Origin of the sequence: Acinetobacter sp. RF15B (assembly GCF_007558235.1) — a bacterium.
GTDB lineage: Bacteria > Pseudomonadota > Gammaproteobacteria > Pseudomonadales > Moraxellaceae > Acinetobacter > Acinetobacter lwoffii_C.
Genome location: NZ_VLSR01000006.1, coordinates 62,151 through 81,374, shown reverse-complemented (window position 1 = coordinate 81,374; position 19,224 = coordinate 62,151). Strand labels below are relative to the sequence as shown.

General features: G+C 42.6%; 16 protein-coding genes and 4 tRNA genes. 15 read left to right on the top strand and 5 right to left on the bottom strand.

Going from position 1 to position 19,224, the window contains the following annotated elements:
* Window positions 1-87: 87 nt before the first annotated feature.
* Together E2K74_RS06445 and uvrB are read right to left on the bottom strand one after the other, a co-directional pair.
* Window positions 88-684, bottom strand: coding sequence for a lipocalin family protein (locus E2K74_RS06445; protein WP_151206787.1), 597 nt, complete (start codon window positions 682-684; stop codon window positions 88-90).
* Between the two features lie 145 nt (window positions 685-829).
* Window positions 830-2,851, bottom strand: coding sequence for an excinuclease ABC subunit UvrB (gene uvrB, locus E2K74_RS06440; protein ID WP_151206786.1), 2,022 nt, complete (start codon window positions 2,849-2,851; stop codon window positions 830-832).
* A 539-nt stretch (window positions 2,852-3,390) separates the two neighbouring features.
* On the opposite strand from uvrB, the gene E2K74_RS06435 reads away from it, so the two are divergent.
* Complete coding sequence (locus E2K74_RS06435; RefSeq protein WP_151203834.1) at window positions 3,391-4,179, top strand: hypothetical protein; 789 nt, start codon at window positions 3,391-3,393, stop codon at window positions 4,177-4,179.
* Window positions 4,180-4,249: 70 nt separating this feature from the next.
* Here E2K74_RS06435 and E2K74_RS06430 read toward each other — a convergent pair whose 3' ends face one another.
* On the bottom strand, window positions 4,250-4,429 hold the full coding sequence (locus E2K74_RS06430) for a hypothetical protein (protein WP_151206785.1): 180 nt from the start codon (window positions 4,427-4,429) through the stop codon (window positions 4,250-4,252).
* Window positions 4,430-4,854: 425 nt separating this feature from the next.
* Here E2K74_RS06430 and E2K74_RS06425 point away from each other — a divergent pair, with 425 nt between their 5' ends.
* The 4 genes from E2K74_RS06425 (at window position 4,855) to E2K74_RS06415 (ending at window position 8,196) form a co-directional block, all read left to right on the top strand.
* Entirely contained in the window at window positions 4,855-5,934 is a 1,080-nt protein-coding gene (locus tag E2K74_RS06425; RefSeq protein WP_151203838.1) for an OmpW/AlkL family protein, read from the top strand.
* A gap of 172 nt (window positions 5,935-6,106) precedes the next feature.
* Window positions 6,107-7,321 carry an MFS transporter gene (locus E2K74_RS06420; RefSeq protein WP_151203840.1) on the top strand — a complete coding sequence of 405 codons (1,215 nt, stop codon included), beginning with the start codon at window positions 6,107-6,109 and terminating at the stop codon, window positions 7,319-7,321.
* Window positions 7,314-7,448, top strand: coding sequence for a hypothetical protein (locus E2K74_RS14960; protein ID WP_264766492.1), 135 nt, complete (start codon window positions 7,314-7,316; stop codon window positions 7,446-7,448). The genes E2K74_RS06420 and E2K74_RS14960 overlap by 8 nt, the downstream gene beginning before the upstream one ends.
* Window positions 7,449-7,866: 418 nt before the next feature.
* Window positions 7,867-8,196 carry a four-helix bundle copper-binding protein gene (locus E2K74_RS06415; RefSeq protein WP_151203841.1) on the top strand — a complete coding sequence of 110 codons (330 nt, stop codon included), beginning with the start codon at window positions 7,867-7,869 and terminating at the stop codon, window positions 8,194-8,196.
* A gap of 102 nt (window positions 8,197-8,298) precedes the next feature.
* Here E2K74_RS06415 and sthA read toward each other — a convergent pair whose 3' ends face one another.
* Entirely contained in the window at window positions 8,299-9,714 is a 1,416-nt protein-coding gene (gene sthA, locus E2K74_RS06410; RefSeq protein WP_151203842.1) for a Si-specific NAD(P)(+) transhydrogenase, read from the bottom strand.
* Window positions 9,715-9,926: 212 nt separating this feature from the next.
* Here sthA and lipA point away from each other — a divergent pair, with 212 nt between their 5' ends.
* From lipA to E2K74_RS06395, 3 genes are all read left to right on the top strand, one after another.
* A complete protein-coding gene (lipA, locus tag E2K74_RS06405; protein WP_151206784.1) occupies window positions 9,927-10,940 on the top strand; it encodes a lipoyl synthase in 1,014 nt (337 codons plus the stop codon).
* A 429-nt stretch (window positions 10,941-11,369) separates the two neighbouring features.
* Entirely contained in the window at window positions 11,370-13,946 is a 2,577-nt protein-coding gene (locus E2K74_RS06400; RefSeq protein ID WP_151206783.1) for an acyl-CoA dehydrogenase, read from the top strand.
* Between the two features lie 112 nt (window positions 13,947-14,058).
* Window positions 14,059-14,451 carry a carboxymuconolactone decarboxylase family protein gene (locus E2K74_RS06395; protein WP_151206782.1) on the top strand — a complete coding sequence of 131 codons (393 nt, stop codon included), beginning with the start codon at window positions 14,059-14,061 and terminating at the stop codon, window positions 14,449-14,451.
* A 582-nt stretch (window positions 14,452-15,033) separates the two neighbouring features.
* On the opposite strand, the gene E2K74_RS06390 is transcribed toward E2K74_RS06395, so the two are convergent.
* Window positions 15,034-16,212: a S1C family serine protease gene (locus E2K74_RS06390; RefSeq protein ID WP_151203846.1), complete on the bottom strand. Its 1,179-nt coding sequence runs from the start codon at window positions 16,210-16,212 to the stop codon at window positions 15,034-15,036.
* 170 nt (window positions 16,213-16,382) lie between these two features.
* Between E2K74_RS06390 and E2K74_RS06385 the strand changes: the two genes are divergently transcribed.
* From E2K74_RS06385 to E2K74_RS06355, 7 genes are all read left to right on the top strand, one after another.
* On the top strand, window positions 16,383-17,141 hold the full coding sequence (locus tag E2K74_RS06385; protein ID WP_151206781.1) for a Nif3-like dinuclear metal center hexameric protein: 759 nt from the start codon (window positions 16,383-16,385) through the stop codon (window positions 17,139-17,141).
* 153 nt (window positions 17,142-17,294) lie between these two features.
* Window positions 17,295-17,921: a superoxide dismutase gene (locus tag E2K74_RS06380; RefSeq protein ID WP_151203848.1), complete on the top strand. Its 627-nt coding sequence runs from the start codon at window positions 17,295-17,297 to the stop codon at window positions 17,919-17,921.
* Between the two features lie 146 nt (window positions 17,922-18,067).
* Window positions 18,068-18,143 (top strand) — tRNA-Asn (locus E2K74_RS06375).
* A gap of 6 nt (window positions 18,144-18,149) precedes the next feature.
* Window positions 18,150-18,225: transfer RNA gene (locus tag E2K74_RS06370), tRNA-Asn, on the top strand.
* Window positions 18,226-18,508: 283 nt separating this feature from the next.
* Window positions 18,509-18,584 (top strand) — tRNA-Asn (locus tag E2K74_RS06365).
* A gap of 6 nt (window positions 18,585-18,590) precedes the next feature.
* Window positions 18,591-18,666: transfer RNA gene (locus tag E2K74_RS06360), tRNA-Asn, on the top strand.
* 61 nt (window positions 18,667-18,727) lie between these two features.
* Complete coding sequence (locus tag E2K74_RS06355) at window positions 18,728-19,171, top strand: DUF2726 domain-containing protein (protein WP_151203849.1); 444 nt, start codon at window positions 18,728-18,730, stop codon at window positions 19,169-19,171.
* Window positions 19,172-19,224: the final 53 nt, after the last annotated feature.

Sequence of the window (19,224 nt, the reverse complement as noted above, 5' to 3'; positions counted from 1 at the left end):
TTCAACTTCCTGAGTATAAGTAAAAAAAATCAGAAACAGCAGCCGTAAAAAAACCATGCTTGGACATGGTTTTTATGAGCTTAACTTTTAAGGGTCAGTGGTCTGAACCTGTTTGGTCCGGATCAGATCGCTTAAGTCATAGCCTATCGATTGAGCATATTGCAGATATTCATTAAGCACCTTTTGATCAAGCTGTGGATCACGTGACAATACCCACATATATTTACGCCTCGGCTCTCCAACGAGTACCGTCTGATAGTGATCATCAAGTTTTAATACCCAATAATCGCCACGACCAACCGGTAACCAGCGGATAAACTCGGGTAAGAAGCTGACCTTGAGTTTGCTATTGTACGGGGGATTCTGAATGTATGCTTCTCCTAATGACTGCATCACCTGACCATCTTTCTGGACGCAGCGGTTATCTACATTGACGTTGCCGTTTTCATTTAAGGTATAAGTAGCCGTGACATTACGATCACACTTTTGCTGAAAAACAAGCGGCTTACGCGCCACCTCATACCAGGTTCCCAAGTAGCGATCCAGCTCTACCTTTTCAACGGTAGGCAATGGGGCTTTTTGTGCATAGGACATCGTCGCCATACCCAAACCAACCAGCACTGCACCACCCACCGCAATTTTTGCAAGTTTAAACCCCGCACGAGGGATATTTTTATTTTTCATATCTATACCTATGACACGAGTCTGATCACAATTTGTAAGCAATTTTATAAACTCACCTTAACGTGCTTCAATCCGTTTTTATGTAGCATTATGTTAGATTTATGCTTGATTTTAAGCGGACTATAGGATGAACGGTGAGTGAATTTTAGCTCAGCATCTGGGCTTTCAGGCGTAAAATTTCATCACGAATCCGCGCAGCCTGCTCAAACTGTAAATCCTTGGAAGCTTTGAGCATTTCTTTTTCCAGCTTACTGATATGTTTAGCAAACAGTTTCGGGTCCGCCATAATATGGCGTTCATCTGCGCTAATTGCACGTGCCTGATCAGAAGCTTTTAAGGTGATTGAATCATCACTTAAGTCTTCACCCGTATCAATTTCCTTAATGACCTGGCGCACAGCGCTACGCGGTGTAATACCATGTTCCTTATTAAATTGAATCTGTTTGGTGCGACGGCGATCCGTTTCATCAATGGCTTTTTGCATCGAGTCAGTAATACGATCTGCATACAAAATCGCTTTACCTTTCAGGTTACGCGCCGCCCGACCAATCGTCTGAATGAGAGAACGCTCTGAGCGCAGGAAGCCTTCTTTATCGGCATCGAGAATTGCAACCAGGGACACTTCCGGCATATCCAGACCTTCACGTAGCAGGTTAATGCCGACCAGTACATCATAAACACCGGTACGCAGCTCATGAATAATTTTGACACGCTCCACGGTATCAATGTCTGAGTGCAGATAAGCCACCTTCACCCCATATTCTTTTAAATAAGAACTGAGATCTTCGGCCATGCGTTTGGTCAAAGTCGTTACCAGCACCCGCTCATCCAGATCTTTACGCAAATTAATTTCAGACAATACATCATCGACTTGAGTCAGCACCGGACGAATTTCTATTTCCGGATCAATCAGACCTGTCGGGCGCACCACCTGCTCGACAATCTGCTGGGATTTTTCCAATTCATAACGTGCAGGCGTTGCACTGACATACACCGTGGCAGGAATAATACGCTCCCACTCTTCAAATTTCATTGGGCGGTTATCCAGTGCACTTGGTAGACGGAAGCCATAATTCACCAGATTTTCTTTACGGGAACGGTCACCTTTATACATGGCGCCAATTTGCGGTACGGTCACATGCGATTCGTCAATAATCAGCAAGGCATCATCGGGAATATAATCAAATAAAGTTGGAGGTGCTTCACCTGCCGGACGACCGGACAAATGCCGAGAATAGTTTTCAATCCCATTGGTATAGCCGAGCTGCTGCATCATTTCCAGATCATAACGGGTATGCTGCTCAATCCGCTGTGCTTCCAGCAACTTGTCATTTTCACGGAAAAATACCAAACGTTCTTTCAGTTCTTCCCGAATCGTCTCAATGGCTCGTGCCAGATTGTCTTTAGGCGTCACATAATGACTTTTTGGATAGATCGTAACCCGTGGCACTTTACGGATCATTTTTCCGCTTAAAGGATCAAACCAGCGGATCGAGTCAACTTCATCATCAAACAGTTCAATACGAATAGCATCCTGATCCGACTCTGCCGGGAAAATATCGATGATTTCGCCGCGAATCCGATAAGTACCACGTAAAAATTCAAGCTCATTACGGGTGTATTGCATCTCGACCAGTCGGCGAATAATATCATCGCGGCTGATCCGGTCTCCTTCTACCACATGTAGTAACATGCTCATATAGGCATTCGGATCACCCAAACCATAAATTGCAGAAACCGAGGCGACAATAATCGCATCACGGCGTTCCAACAATGCACGTGTGGCAGAAAGACGCATCTGGTCAATATGGTCATTAATGGCCGAATCTTTCTCGATAAATGTATCGGAAGATGGTACATAGGCCTCAGGCTGATAATAGTCATAATAACTGACGAAATACTCAACCGCATTATTCGGAAAAAATGCCTTGAATTCCCCATAAAGCTGCGCCGCCAGTGTTTTATTATGTGCCATGACAATAGTCGGACGCTGGGTACGTGCAATCACATTGGCCATGGTATAGGTTTTACCAGAACCTGTTACTCCAAGCAGAAGCTGATCGTGATAGCCCTGTTCAATTCCCTTCACCAGCTTTTCAATAGCTTGCGGCTGATCACCCGCAGGTTGATAACTGGTCACTAGTTCAAAGGGCTTTTTATCACTCATAGCTTCAATAAATTCACTGCGGATATCGATGCAATTTATTATGAGGGCAAATCTGAATTACTCAATCCCTGGCCAGGTTTCTGTTGAGTAAATAAAACAATATTACTATTCATTATTGGCTAGCACTTTAATCACGATCTCGTTTGACAGATCATCAAAAAAAATTAAAATTATGAAAGTAATATCTACAAAATCATAAGAAATAGACAAAAAATGAAAGATCAAGAATATCGAGAAATCGCTTTTAAAAATCAGTTTCGCTATATGGGCACTGGCATATTTTGTGTGGGTCTTTTCTATTTGCTTCTGGTCATCGAGACCTTATTGAATAAATATTTTTTATAAAAGATGTCACTTATGCAAAACAATAAATTAAGCATTTTCAGACAACAACTCTATTTAGGTTTGATCGGTATCCTATTCTGGATTATTGGCGGAATTTTGACGTATCTGTTTGGGTAGCTCTGCAACAATAATGCCTTGACCCTTATTGATTTCAAAGGCAACATGAAGCTAATCAGGATAGCGAATAAAAAGCCATGACTTACCATTATCATAATGAAAGTATTGTTAAATCCCTGCCAGAAAACACTGTTTTTGTATTTGGAAGTAACATGGCAGGCCAGCATGGTGGAGGTGCTGCTAGAACAGCACTAGAACACTTTGGTGCAGTAATGGGTGTGGGGCGTGGCTGGTCCGGTCAGAGTTATGCCATTCCGACCATGAATGAGCATTTACAACAAATGCCGTTATCGCAAATTCAGCACTATATTGATGACTTCAAGCTTTACACCAAGAACCATCCTAAAATAAAGTATTTTATTACTTCAATTGGATGCGGTATTGCCGGCTATAAAGTCGAAGAAATCGCGCCCATGTTCAAAGGCATTTCCCATAATGTCATTTTGCCGCAATCGTTCCGTCCTTTTGTAGAAAAGCCGCTCCCTAAAGTGACAGCAAAGTTTCTGCATACCATTTTTCGAGACTCTGTGATTTTCACGCCGGCCACAGATGAACTGATTGAAGTCCTCGCCCTAAGTGAAAATGAAAAAAGTCTGGCCAAAATCCTGTTAAATACCCAGATTTATCCAACAGATAGCAATGGACGAGAGCGGGTTTTTGAAATTGAAGATATTCTGCACAATCTAAGAGGAAAAATATTTGATTTTCAAGATAACTCAGAAGGTGCAATGTTATTTGGCGCGGTGATTTTGGCTTTATTAGAGCTGTATAATATCAATGAAAAAGACTTTATTGATGTCTGGAAGGGGAAACGGGAAATTTCGCCGCCCAAACCAGAAAATAAGGCACGTAAAAGTTTAAGATAATTCAAAAAGTATAAAAAAAGCCATGATCATCATGGCTTTTCTATGTCCGACGCTCTAATGTTTAGAGTGCTTAACGTTTTCCCATCGCACGACGGGTGCCACGTGGTGGCATCCAGGTACGGTCTGCATAACGCTCAGGTTTTGGTCTCAGATCTTCCAAGACTTCCTCTGCAGCAGACTGCTCGGCTTGTTTTATAGGAAAGGGCAAATTAACCAGCGGCTTTTTTTTGGGAGAATTTTGCGAATTCATGTGATCTACTCAATAATTTATGCGTTCTATTGTACAAAAAAATGAGCACTCCTGGGTACAACTCGTTCTAGTTAAATTTCTCACTTTCTTGGCTCAAAATTAAAATAAAAGCCTTTTTAAATCTCAAAATCTATATATTTTTTTTCAAAAAAACTTCATAAAAAAGCTAGAAAATGCCAATTACTAGCTTCGATGCAAGCTGAATAAGCAGAGTTTGACCCGCTCAGAAATTCAATTTTCACCCCATATCCCACTTGTTATTACACAAAAACATCGCAAATTAACCCAATAGTCATACTGATTACCAAACAAAACCCGTTCGTTACTTTTAGCTACTTGTTCAGCAGCTGAGTTTTTTGATGATATTCACATAAATTGTTCAATACAAAAACAAAGAAACACAACGAACATGGAGTTCTGGTTTAATGAAAACAATAATGCTTTGTATGGCAGGTATGGCCTCTTTACCTGTGCTTGCACATGCAAATTCACCTTATTTCAGCTTGCAAGATGGGGATGGCTTTAAACGCTTTTCTGTATCCGTCGGTGCCTTACATGTCATGCCACAAGGCAAAGCTCAACCTTTTAAAGTCAATACGGCGGTCGAGAATGGGAAAAGCTATACCAATGGCCCTATTCAGGTAGACACCGTTTTAAATAATCTTGATCCAAATGAAAAACAGGAAGCAGTCAAAATTTTATTAGAAGGAATTGGCTTTTTCACTGGAGGCACATTACCTGCTGGAATGAGTGGAACGACACAGATCAATGGTCTTTCTGAATGGAATAATTCTGGGAGTGGCTTAGAAGCAGATGATGTGACCACCCTGGGGATCATGACCAACTACTTCTTTACCGATAATGTTTCTTTCGAAATGAAAGCCGGTATTCCCCCTAAAGTTGACCTGCAAGGAAAAGGAAAGATTTTTGCCCCTTTCTCTGGCACTGCAACTCCTACACTGGGAAGCATTACCCTTCCACTAGAAATTGAGTTAAAGAAAGATATTGAAATTACAGACTTAGAAGCTTATGGTGCAGCCGCTTCTGCACGTGCCTGGACACCTGCTTTTGAGTTTCAATACCACTTCGGAAAAACTGGTGTAAATAAATTCCGCCCCTATGTTGGCTTAGGTTTGCTGTATGCTTATTTTAATGAGCTTGAAATTAACCCTCGAACAGAACAAGATCTGATTGCTGCCGGACATATGATTGCAAATATTCTCGATGGGAAAGCGGGCGCATCTTTAGAAAATAAACCAAATAGCAAGGCAAATCCAAAAGTAAAAGTCGAAGCTTCGGATGCCTTCGCTCCGGTTGCCACTGTCGGTTTTACTTATGATTTTAATGACCGATGGTTCGCGGTAGGTTCACTGTCTTATGCTCATTTAAATAATGAGACAACGATTACTGTCACTGACTCAACATTCGGGAAACTAATTGAATCTAAGGCAGAAATTGAGGTTAATCCTATTCTCGCTTATGCAGGTATTGGTATTCGCTTCTAGCCCTCTTGTGCTAAAAAGCAGAGCATGGACTCTGCTTTTTTATAATCTACTTTAAGCTATAAAACTTTAAATTTTCATAAATAAAAATTATAATTCAATTAATTTTTATTTTATCGCCTCCCCCGATTGAATCGAATACTATAACAATTAACTCTATATTCACGACGCACTTATGGCTGACAGTCAATTTTCCAGAACACTCATTTTTATGCTAATTGGTGCTGCCATAATTTTGGCGCTGTCCTTAGGTATCCGTCATGCCTTTGGACTCTATCTGATGCCAATGAGCGAGGAGTTTGGCTGGGGTCATAATGTTTTTAGCCTGGCAATTGCCATGCAGAACCTGATCTGGGGTGCGGTCCAGCCCGTGACTGGCGCCATTGCTGACAAATATGGCAGTAAAATTGTCGTTGCGGTGGGTGGAGTCTTATATACACTTGGTTTGCTGCTCATGGCAGTCAGTTCGACGGGGCTATTATTAAACCTGAGTGTGGGAGTGATTCTCGGATTAGCCTTATCTGCGACCTCATTTCCAGTATTATTATCTGCCGTAGGTCGGGCAGCTCCGCCAGAAAAACGCAGTCTGGCGATGGGGATTGCCAGTGCAGCCGGTTCCTTTGGCCAGTTTATTATGCTGCCTTCGACTCTGCTCCTTTTACAAAATGTAGGCTGGTCAGCCGCTCTGGTGGTCAGTGCCATTTTAATTGCCCTGATTATCCCCTTGGCCTGGATGCTGAAGGCACCTCTGTATGTTGATCCAAATGCCGTAGCTACTGCATCTAAAAGCCCGCTTAGCTTTAAACAGATTCTTGTGGTCGTTAAAAATCATAAACCGTTTTGGTTTCTGGCCATGGGCTTTTTTGTTTGTGGTTTTCAGGTGGTCTTTATTGGCATTCACTTACCTGGCTACCTGATTGATCATGGCTTTAATACCACGACAGGTACGGCTTTCTTGGCACTGGTGGGTCTGTTTAATATTGTAGGGACTTATACTGCCGGCTGGCTGGGCGGCAAATATTCCAAGCCTCATTTGCTGATGGGATTATATGGCCTGCGGGCGATTGCGATCAGTGCTTTTTTACTCCTGCCTTTAAGCACCTGGACGGTATATGCCTTTGGTATCATTATGGGGCTGTTATGGCTCTCTACCGTACCACTGACCAATGGTATTGTGGCAAATATGTTTGGGGTAAAATACCTGACGATGCTGAGTGGTATAGTATTCTTTACCCATCAGGTCGGTTCGTTTTTTGGTGGATGGCTCGGTGGTCTTAACCACGATTTAAGCGGTAATTATAATGCAGTCTGGATGCTGTCGATTGCTTTGAGTATTTTCGGGGTATGGGTGCATTTCTGGGTTAATGAGGAGCAAATTGTCCATGACTGATTCTACTGTGCTACTGAAGCTCTTGATTATCATTGCCCTAATCTTATTACTGATTCTGGCTATTGTGCTCTGGAGTCAGACACCCCAGCTGTTTGAATATTTTAATCAGGCTTTTTGCGCGCACTGATTGGCAAAAACTCAAAGATGTAACTTGTTCTAAGCATTTGTGAAATTAGTCTTGTTCAATCTAAAAACTCCGACCCATTATTTATTTTTATATAATTTTTCATAAAGTTATAAACTTTTTAGGTTTCATAGACGCTGAATTTTCTCAGATTACCGCTACTAAAAACTCAGCTGCCTTCGATAATGGTCGAAGCCATTAATCTGTTTTTCTATCCTTCAAACTCTTCTCTATTGATTTGATTTTTAAGAGTTATTCAGCTTATATTTCTGCTGACTTAAATTTAAACAAGCGGTAATCTACTTCTAAAATTACGTAACAAAACCTATGATTATTTTACTTTTCCTCACCTAATCCGCCTAGTGTATATGCCTTTTTCTGATTAGCTTATTCCTAAATCCAATCACTCAAGGAGAGGAAGATGAATGATATCCAGTTTGCAGATTGCGTGAAAACCTGTATGACCTGTTCCCTTACCTGTACCTATTGTGCAAGTGCCTGTTTAAAAGAAGAAGATCTGGAGATGATGCGGGAATGTATTCAACGCTGTCTGGACTGTGCAGATATTTGCCAGCTGTGTGCCCGCATGGAGCAGAAACAATCTCCTTTTATGAAAGAAATTTGTGAGCTTTGCGCTCAGGCCTGTGAATACTGCGCAGAAGAATGCGGCAAACATGAGCATGAACACTGCCAGCAATGTGCAGAAGCTTGCCGTCGCTGTGCGGCTGAATGTCGAAAAATGGCTGCCTGATCATTCACAAAGAAGTGTAGATAAAGTTAAAAAATCAGGAAAAATAAAAATCCCTCAATCTGCTTTGATTGAGGGATTTTTATTGACAACTGAACCGGGTGATTAGAATAGACGGTTCATGCCATTTAATGTTGCTACACGATAAGCTTCCGCCATGGTCGGATAGTTAAAGGTGGTTTCCACAAAATACTTGATGGTATTGTGCGGGCTGTTCATCACAGCCTGACCGATGTGGATAATTTCTGAAGCGTTATTGCCAAAACAATGCACCCCTAAAACTTCTAAAGTTTCACGATGGAACAAGATCTTCAATTCCCCAACGGTATCCCCGGTAATCTGCGCGCGTGCCAGATGACGAAATGACGCCTGCCCCACCTCGTATGGAATTTTCTCTTCGGTTAACTGTTGTTCAGTTTTACCGATAGATGAAATTTCCGGAATGGTATAAATTCCTGTTGGAATATCCGTAACTGGTGCGACGTTTTCCTCACCGTTCATGTTTGCACCGGCACAGCGACCCTGGTCATAGGCAGCAGAAGCCAGTGAAGGCCAGCCAATCACATCACCCGCAGCATAGATATTTTCAACTTCGGTCTGATATTGATCATTCACCGTCAGTTGACCACGGCTATTTGGTTTCAGGTTCACATTTTCCAGGCCTAAACCATCCGTATTACCTGAACGACCATTACACCATAAAATCGCATCTGCTTTGATTTTCTTGCCACTTTGAGTATGCAAGATCACATAGTCATCTGAAGTTTCCAGGAAGTCGATCTGTTCATTGTGACGAATTAACACGCCCTGCTCACGCAAGTGGTAAGACAGTGCATCAGAAATTTCATCATCTAGGTAGCTGAGCAACTTCGGCTGCGTATTAATGAGATCAACCTTATGACCCAAGCCGATAAAGATTGAGGCATATTCGCAACCAATTACCCCGGCCCCATAAATAATAATTTTTTGAATGGTGAAATCCAGTTCCAGAATTTTGTCTGAATCAAAGACACGCGGATGATTGAAATCAAGAATATCCGGACGGTATGGACGAGAACCGGTCGCAATCACCAGTTGCTGGAACATGATCGTTTCTTTAATCCCATCGGGTGCAAAGACAAAAATGGTATTTTGGTCCTGGACATAGGCACGGCCATGGTAAATATCAATTTTGTTACGGTCATAGAAGCGTGAGTGAGTGTCTACCTGCTGCTGAATGACTTTATGTGCATTGCGTAGCACTTGCTTCATCGTGAACTGTTTCCAGTCTCCTACTTTCTGGAACATTGGATCACGTTGATAACGGATAATACTGGATACCGTTTGACGCAATGCCTTACTTGGAATGGTTCCTACATGAGTACAGTTACCACCAAGTTGTTCACGCATATCAACGATTGCAACACGCTTGCCAGATTTGGCAAGTTTCATTGCCGCGCCTTCGCCCGCAGGGCCCGAACCTAGAACTACCGCATCGTACTTAACGAAAGTCCCACTAATGACCTCTTTCTTACGTGGCATTCAACGCTCCTTAAAATTAAAAAATTTTGCTTTAATCTACGCTATATTATGACGTAATTGCTGTCAGTTTGGTGTATTTAACTTACATATATTGTGTGATAAGAACATTTTTTAAATGAATAACCCTTTTCGCCCTATTTTGCCCAAGTTTCGGTATAATAAAAAAATACTAATGGTGATTATCTCCCTTCAAAATAGTGGAAAAGTTGAATATGTCTGAGAACCGTAAACCTGAACAGGGGGTCAAACTTCGCGGCGCAGAGAAAGTCGCTCGTATTCCTGTAAAAGTTGTTCCTACGGTTGAAACGCCTCGGAAGCCCGACTGGATTCGGGTCAAGATGGCAGCTCCGGAAGAAGTTCAGCGTATTAAAACTACACTTCGTCAGCAGAAACTGCATACCGTCTGTGAAGAAGCTGCCTGTCCGAACCTGCCTGAATGTTTTGGCGGCGGTACGGCAACCTTTATGATCATGGGAGATATCTGTACCCGTCGCTGTCCATTCTGTGACGTGGCTCATGGTCGTCCAAATGCGCTTGATCCGGATGAACCGCGTCATATGGCGGAAACCATTGCCAATCTGGGGTTAAAATATGCAGTGATTACCTCGGTAGACCGTGACGACCTGCTCGACGGCGGTGCACAGCATTTTGTGGATTGCATTAAAGAAGCACGTGCTTTAAGTCCAAATACCCTGCTAGAAATTCTGGTACCTGACTTCCGTGGCCGGATGGATATCGCGCTGCGTATCATGACTGAGTGTCCGCCTGATGTATTTAACCACAACATTGAAACTGTGCCACGTTTATATAAAGCCATGCGTCCAGGTTCTGATTACCAGCACTCATTAAATCTTTTGAAAATGTTTAAAGACTACTGCCCGGATATTCCAACCAAATGTGGTCTGATGGTCGGTATTGGTGAAACGGAAGAAGAAGTCATTGCGCTACTCAATGACCTGAAAGCACATGATGTCGATTATGTGACCATTGGTCAGTACTTGCAGCCATCTAAACAGCATGCTCCAATTGACCGCTTTGTTACCCCAGAAGAATTTGAACGCTATGCTGAGCACGGCCGTAAACTCGGCTTTAAGAATATCTGGTCCGCACCAATGGTACGTTCAAGTTACTTCGCTGACCGTCAATATTACGGCGAACCTGTCCCAGCAGTACGCCGCAAAACTGACCCTGCTAAAAAAATTGCAGTTCAAACGATTGAAGCTTAAAAAGCTTTAAAGCCAAAGCCCTCTAAATTAGAGGGCTTTTTTGTGTGTATTTAAATAAATCTCGTTTTAGCACCTTTAAAGACCATATCTATAAAAGAATTTAATGGGCTGAATGATCGAACAAAGATATTTACTTTGATTGGTTTTTAAACCCTCTCACGCCTACTAACTAAAAATTAAGTCATTACTTATCTTCACATTTCTTTGCGCGTTCTCACTTGAAGAATGCTCATTTTTCAAACAATCTCAAAAAATAGCTAAACGACTTAACGATATCGTTGAAATACTTGAAAACGATAATTCTCACAAGAACAATGCTGCGCTTGCCTGATTCTCAAATAATGCAAAAAAGAGTTGATGAAATATTGCGAAATAAAGAGGAGGAATTTAGGCAAAGCTACTGTTGCATAACGCTGGAGAAATATAACAATGTTCTTTATTTTCGCTGTACTGCTTCTACTCCTGAGTTTATGGGCCGTTTTCTATTTTCAGCTCTCACGTAGCAGTGGAGCCATCGTGCTGCTAGTCATGTCGATGGTATGTACCTTTATCAGTCCCTGGTCACTCCTTCTGGGTATTCCACTCATTCTCATCAGCCTAGTACTGCTCGTTGCACCTTTGCGCCTGTCACTGATTTCCAAACCGGCGTATAAGGCACTCTCGAGTGCTATGCCCAGCATCAGCCCAACAGAACGTGAAGCACTGGACTCTGGTACCAGCTGGTGGGAAAAAGAACTGTTTATGGGTGCTCCAAACTGGGAAAACTTTAATAACTATCCTTATCCAAAACTATCACTTGAAGAACAGGCTTTTCTGGACAATGAGGTTGAAACCTTATGCAGTATGCTGGATGAATGGGAAATCCATGAGCAAAAAGCTTTACCTGACGCTATCTGGGCATATATTAAGGAGCACGGTTTCTTAGGTCTGATCATTCCCAAGGAATATGGTGGTCGTGCATTTAGCTCCTTCGCCCAAAGCAGGGTGATGAGTAAAATTTCCTCACGTTCTCTTACTGCAGCGGTTAGCTGTATGGTGCCCAACTCGCTTGGACCAGGTGAACTGCTCTTACATTATGGCACCGAGGAGCAGAAAGACCGCTATCTACCTGGCCTGGCCAAAGGTGAGGAAATTCCCTGCTTTGGCTTAACCAGCCCTGAAGCTGGCTCAGATGCTGGTGCCATCCCCGACACCGGCGTGGTTTGTTATGGTCAGTTTGAGGGTCAGGAAGTTCTAGGCCTTAAAATGAATTTTTCTAAACGCTGGATCACCCTGGCACCAATTGCCACTGTCATTGGTCTGGCTTTTAAAATGTATGATCCCGATCATCTTTTGGGTGAACAGACCGAGTACGGCATTACCTGTGCTCTGCTCCCTGCGAGTCATAAAGGTGTGAAAATCGGACCACGCCATAACCCTGGCTCGCCATTTATGAATGGTACAGTTGAAGGCAAAGACGTATTCATTCCGCTGGACTGGATTATCGGTGGGGTGAAAAATGCCGGTAAGGGTTGGCGCATGCTGATGGAATGCCTGGCGGTAGGCCGTGGTATTTCCCTGCCTGCCCTATCTACCGCTAGTGCCGAAATGACTTACTTGAATGTCGGCGCTTTTTCTCGCATTCGCCAGCAATTCAAGATTTCAATCGGTAAATTTGAAGGTGTGCAGGAAGCCAATAGTGAAATTGCCAGTGATACCTATATGCTGGAAGCGTTCCGTTATCTGGTCACATGTGGTCTGAATCAGGGGGGTAAGCCTGCGGTCATGACGGCCATGGCCAAATACTATGCCACTGAAACCATGCGTAAAGTGGTAAATCATGGCATGGATGTGGTTGGTGGCCGTGCCATTCAGATGGGTCCACGTAACTTTTTGGTTTTAAATTACCAAGCCATTCCTGTCTCCATTACCGTAGAGGGTGCCAATATTCTGAGCCGCTCCCTAATGATTTTTGGTCAGGGTTCTATGCGCTGCCATCCCTATCTATATGAGGAATTACAGCTATTACAGGCAGAGGATCGGACAGCTGCCCTGCAGCCTTTCGATAACTTACTGTTCCAGCACCTCGGCTATACGTTTAACCGCGCAGCCCGCTCTCTGGCTTATGCTTTTAGCGGTGGTTCAAGTAATGCTCCTCAAAGCGCGACTGATTTTACCCGTGCTTATTACAAGGTCATTAACCGTCTGAGTGCCAACTTTGCTCTGACTGCCGATATGTGTCTGGGTTTATTGGCCGGCGATATTAAACGCAAGGAAATGCTATCTGGGCGTCTGGCTGATATTCATGCGCATCTCTTTATTGCTTCATCCATCTTGAAATACTTTGAACACAGCAAAAAGACCGAGGCTGAGCGTTTACATGCTCAGCTGGCGGTAGAGAAATCACTTTATACTGCACAAGAAGGATTTTACGACCTGTTTGCAAACTTCCCACGAGGAAGCGCAGCAGCTATGGTGAAGTTAATATGTTTCCCATTTGGCCGCCCACTCAAAAAACCATCAGATCAACTTAGACAGCAGGTGGCCATGAGCATGATGGAAGACAATGCCTTCCGTCAGTCTTTAAAACAACATGTTTATTATAATACTCTAGAAGATGATATTACCGGGCGCATGGAATCTACCTTTAATATGTTACTTGAAATAGAACCGCTTTGGGATCGTTTCAAAAAGGCAGAATCCAAAAATCAGTTTAAAGGCCTGAGTTTTGAAGAGCGGCTCATAGATGCACAGCAAAAGGGTTTTATTGATGAGCATGAAGCTGAACAGCTGCGTCATTACAATGCCAAACGTTATGACAGCATGCTGACGGATATTTTTGACCTGGAACTTAAAGAGGTACTAGAACTGGATAATCCACATCTGTCTCAAGCCGCCCAGCCGGAGCCAGAAATAGCGGTTGAAAACGGACTCTATAAATCCTCTTCTGCGCCTGTGGCCTCCCTTGCAAAAGATGAACATCACAATCATAAAGAACCGGAAGAGGAACCTTTCCTGCGCTTTTAAATAAAAGCCTTAAAAAAGTGGCGCAACCGCCACTTTTTTTACGACCATCTGACTATGGGTCTCAACGATTAAAAACGTTAAGCTAGACTGATAATGAATGTGAGGGAAGATAATGTCACAACAAGATTATGAAAATGGTCTGAAAGTCCGCACTGAAGTGATGGGCGCAAGTTTTGTGCAACGTGCTCAGGAAAATACCGTGCCTTTTACCCAGCCGTTACAAGACTGGATTAATGAGCATGCCTGGGGTTCGACCTGGCAGCGTGAAGGTGTATTGCCACGTAAATACCGCTCTCTGATTACGCTTGCATTTCTTACCGCACTCAAAAGCCCAACCGAACTTAAAGGCCATGTTCGAGGTGCCTTGAATAATGGTGCGACTGTTGAAGAAATTCAGGAAGTCCTGCTCCATAGTCTGCCTTATTGCGGCGCACCTGCGACACAGGAAGCCTTTCGCGCAGCACTTGAAGTAATTCAGGACTATCAGGCAAACCAGCAGAATTAAATAATCCGTTTATCTTATGGCAATAGCTTAAGCAGGATTAAAATTAACAACATACTTAGGCTATTCCCAAGTTAAAGACTTGGAGATAAAATCTCCCCTTTAAACATATATGTATGCCAAGCATATTTATCAGCCGAACCATTCAGTCGGTTGCTCCAGACTTATTTCTCAGACTTCAGATAAAAATATAACCTGAACACCTATCTTCCTGATATAAATCAATATATCAAATCCTGCTTCCTTAATCATTTTAAAAATTGAGCGGTATGGTTGTCATCACAATCGCCTTTATATCATCAAACCTGTTGAAGCTCTGAGAGTGGTAAGCAAAGCAAGAAGCAAGAAGCAAGAAGCAAGAAGCAAGAAATATTAGAACTATAGCCGACACTTATTAAAACGATAATAAAATTCTGGTACTTCAAAACCTAAAAAATCCAGCTCAACTCACATGACTGACCAAGCCTGAATATTATCTGTGGATATAATACTGGGCAAAAATGATCAGTACGGCTGTATTACTACCTCCTACAGATAAGAAAATAAAAAATCCCTCAGGTGAGGGATTTTTTAATGATGAGTTCTTTAACCTGGCAAAGGAATGTATTGTGAAGAACTATTTTGTGTCTTACGCTCACTCACCACCACGTCCAATATCAAGATTTTACCGTTACGTTCGACTTCAACCTGCATCGTACTGTTAGGTGCCTGTATGGCGACAAAGTTAATCAGATGCGATGCCGAAGTAATCACTTCATTATTAACCTTCAGAATTTTATCGCCACGCTGGATACCAGCCTTGGCTGCTGGACCATCTGCAAGTACTTCCGCAACCATGACACCAGTTTCTTTCGGCTGTAGCACATCATTTCGCTCACTTGGCAATAAGCTAATCCCCAACCAGCCACGTACTACACGCCCATCTTTTAAAATTGCATTCATGACCTGCTGACAAATTTTAGCCGGAATGGCAAAACCAATACCCAAAGATCCCCCAGTTTGCGAGAAAATTGCGGTATTTACACCAATCAGATTACCCGCTACATCAATTAATGCGCCCCCTGAATTACCCGGGTTAATGGCCGCATCCGTTTGAATAAAGTCTTCATAGGTATTAATCCCTAAATCCGAACGACCAGTTGCCGAGATAATCCCCTGAGTCACAGTTTGTCCCACACCAAAGGGGTTACCAATCGCCAGAACCACATCACCCACCTCATTGCCACTAAGCTTGAATGGCAGTACCGGCAATTGATCCAGTTCAATTTTAATGACAGCCAGATCAGTATCAGGATCGGTGCCGACGACTCTGGCTTCAGCACGACGGCCATCATGTAACGCAACCACAATCTGATCTGCCTGAGCAATCACATGATTATTCGTTAAAATATAACCATCCGGGCGTACAATTACCCCCGAACCCAGACTGTTTTCATTCGGGCTTTGGCTAAACTGCTCTGGCAACTGGTCACCAAAAAACTCACGAAATACCGGATCAGTCAGTAAGGGATGAGCCTGCTGTTTCACCTTTTGGGTGGTAAAAATATTGACAACAGCTGGTGCCGCGACTTTTACTGCTGCGTTATAAGAAACAATTCCGCCTGAACGTGTCGTATCAATCAGGGGTTCTACTTTTTCGGCTGGCATTTTGACGCCATCAGGCGCAATTGGTGCTTTCGGTTTTTGCAGTTGTTGCCACCCCAAAAAACCGATAATGACTAAAATCAGTAATACCCATGGTAACCATGTAAAGGTCCGGCGCACGTTGCAATCCTCTAAAATATTTTAATTCGTTGATGGCTAAGTAATTTGTGCTCTATTGTAATGCCAAATACATAACTAAACACAAAAATATGCCAAGATATTTGTGCAGCTTTAGTTACAATTAATCTTATATTTTAATGATGACAAGTTTTTAAACTGGCGGAAATTTTATGGCAGATTTAAACGATATTATTCAGTGGTGTAATCAGACTTTACTTACGCATGAGTTCAAGGATTATGCACCAAATGGTCTACAGATCGAAGGCCGCGCTGAAGTAAAAAAAATTGTATGTGCAGTCAGTGCCTCACAAAGCGCAATTGAAGCAGCGATTGAACAGGGCGCCGATTTGTTATTGGTGCATCATGGCTATTTCTGGAAAGGTGAACCTTACCCCATTACCGGTATGCGCGGTAAACGGATTAAAGCCTTAATCCAAAATGATATCTCTCTGGTTGGCTATCATCTGCCTTTAGACAGTCATCCAACTTTAGGCAATAATGCGGCGATTGCAGATTTATTAGGGTTGGAAAATATCGAACAGTTGGATCCGAGTGAACGCCATCCAATTGGCAATATTGGCTATTTAAAACAACCGATGAGTCCTGAATATTTTAAAAGCCATGTTTCAGAAAAACTTGGCTTTGATGCAATTCATCTTCCTGCGGACAAGACTCAAATCCATAAAGTCGGTTTCTGTACCGGTGGTGCGCAGGATTATATTCATAAAGCAGCGGCCGCAGATTGTGATGCCTATATTTCTGGCGAAGTGAGCGAACGTACTTTTTATGAAGCTCAGGAGCTGAATGTACATTATTATGCCTGTGGCCATCATGCCACTGAAAAATACGGTGTGCAGCGCTTGGCCAAAGCGATTTCAGAACAGTTTAATATTGAGTATGCTTATTACGAATTAAACAATCCGATTTAATTCTCGCTGACAGCATTTTTCAAGAGCTTTATTTATATATTTTCAGGATTTATTGTGTATTGTTATTTATACGCAATGCCCATTTTGTCCGATTATCTATTACAATAAAGCCACTTATTGTTAAAACCCAGCTAAATGCAAGGAATTGAGAACATGACAACCATTACTTTACCTGCTCTACCTTACGGTTATGAAGATCTTGCTCCTCATATCAGCAAAGAAACTTTAGAATACCATCATGATAAACACCATAATACTTATGTGGTTAACCTGAACAACCTGATCAAAGGTACTGACCTTGAAGGTAAAACTTTAGAAGAAATCATCATGGCAACTGCTGGTGATGCATCTAAAGCAGGTGTGTTCAACAACGCAGCTCAAGTTTGGAACCACACGTTCTACTGGAACTGTATGGCTAAAAATGGTGGCGGTAAAGCAACTGGCACTTTAGCTGCAAAAATCGACGAAGCTTTCGGTTCTTATGAAAAATTTGCCGAAGAGTTTGCAACTGCTGCAACCACTCAGTTTGGTTCAGGCTGGGCTTGGTTAGTAGCTGATGAAGTGAATGGTAAACTTTCTATCATGAAAACTTCAAACGCAGATACACCAATGGCTCACGGTAAAGTTGCAGTGTTAACAATTGATGTTTGGGAACATGCTTACTACATCGATTTCCGCAATGCGCGTCCTAAGTACATCTCTACTTTCTTGGAAAGCTTAGTAAACTGGGATTACGCAAACGCAAAATATGCTGGCCAACCTGCTGGTGTTGAGAAATAATTTTTTATTTCCTGCATAAAAATCACCCTTTATGGGTGATTTTTTTATTTTTAAGGCCAGGCTGCATATTAAAAAAGCAAATGATTCATTTCTTTACATGAATTGATTGACGGCTTTTAGTTTCCTGCCTAAAATGCCCCTCAGATTCTCCAATAGCTCAGTCGGTAGAGCGACGGACTGTTAATCCGCAGGTCCCTGGTTCGAGCCCAGGTTGGAGAGCCAATCTATTCTCCCATAGCTCAGTCGGTAGAGCGACGGACTGTTAATCCGCAGGTCCCTGGTTCGAGCCCAGGTGGGAGAGCCAAGATTTTTATAAAACCCACTCATTGCGAAGTGGGTTTTTTTATATCTGTTTTTTTCAGCTTTAGTTTATATCAGGTAGGGCTAGCCTCTGACCTCATCGTCTTTAAGCTCGTTTTTAACGATGAGCGCTCAGCTTTATATTCCTACTCAAGCTTCGATCTAAACATAACAGCTTGAACTACAACCATTTCCGATTACTTTTAAAACACTTGAGTCAATTTCTTTGGCTTTTTTTTAAAAGTGTCTTGACCCCTTTTTAAATCCCTCTATAATCGCTGTCAGATTCTCCAATAGCTCAGTCGGTAGAGCGACGGACTGTTAATCCGCAGGTCCCTGGTTCGAGCCCAGGTTGGAGAGCCAATCTATTCTCCCATAGCTCAGTCGGTAGAGCGACGGACTGTTAATCCGCAGGTCCCTGGTTCGAGCCCAGGTGGGAGAGCCAAGATTTTTATAAAACCCACTCATTGCGAAGTGGGTTTTTTTATTCTTCCCTGTTTTAGTCTGTGTTTAATTTGAGTCAGTTTATATTTTTTGTGATTGGCTGCATGGCGAGTTTTGCCTTAATTTGCCTGCTCTTTCCACGCCTGTTTACCCGTCGGCAGAAGTTTTATCCCAAACCTGTCATTACTGCTTTTGAAAGCAGAATGTTTGTACGCCTAAAAGAAGCTTTTCCTCATCATCATATTTTGGCACAAGTTGCATTTAGCGCCTTAATCACTCATGACCACATGAAAATGCGCAATCAATTTAACCGTAAAGTAACCGATTTTGTGGTACTGGATCGTGAGTATAAGGTGGTTGCCATTATTGAGCTGGACGACCCCAGCCATATCGGTAAAGAACAGGAAGATGCGGAACGTGATGCCATGCTAATTGCAGCAGGTTATACAGTCATCCGCTATACAGACATTCCAAGCATCCGACAATTACAACAGAATTTAAGATAAGCACAACAGCTTATACTCAGCGGTATTTTAACTTCAAAACTCGCCTGATGGCC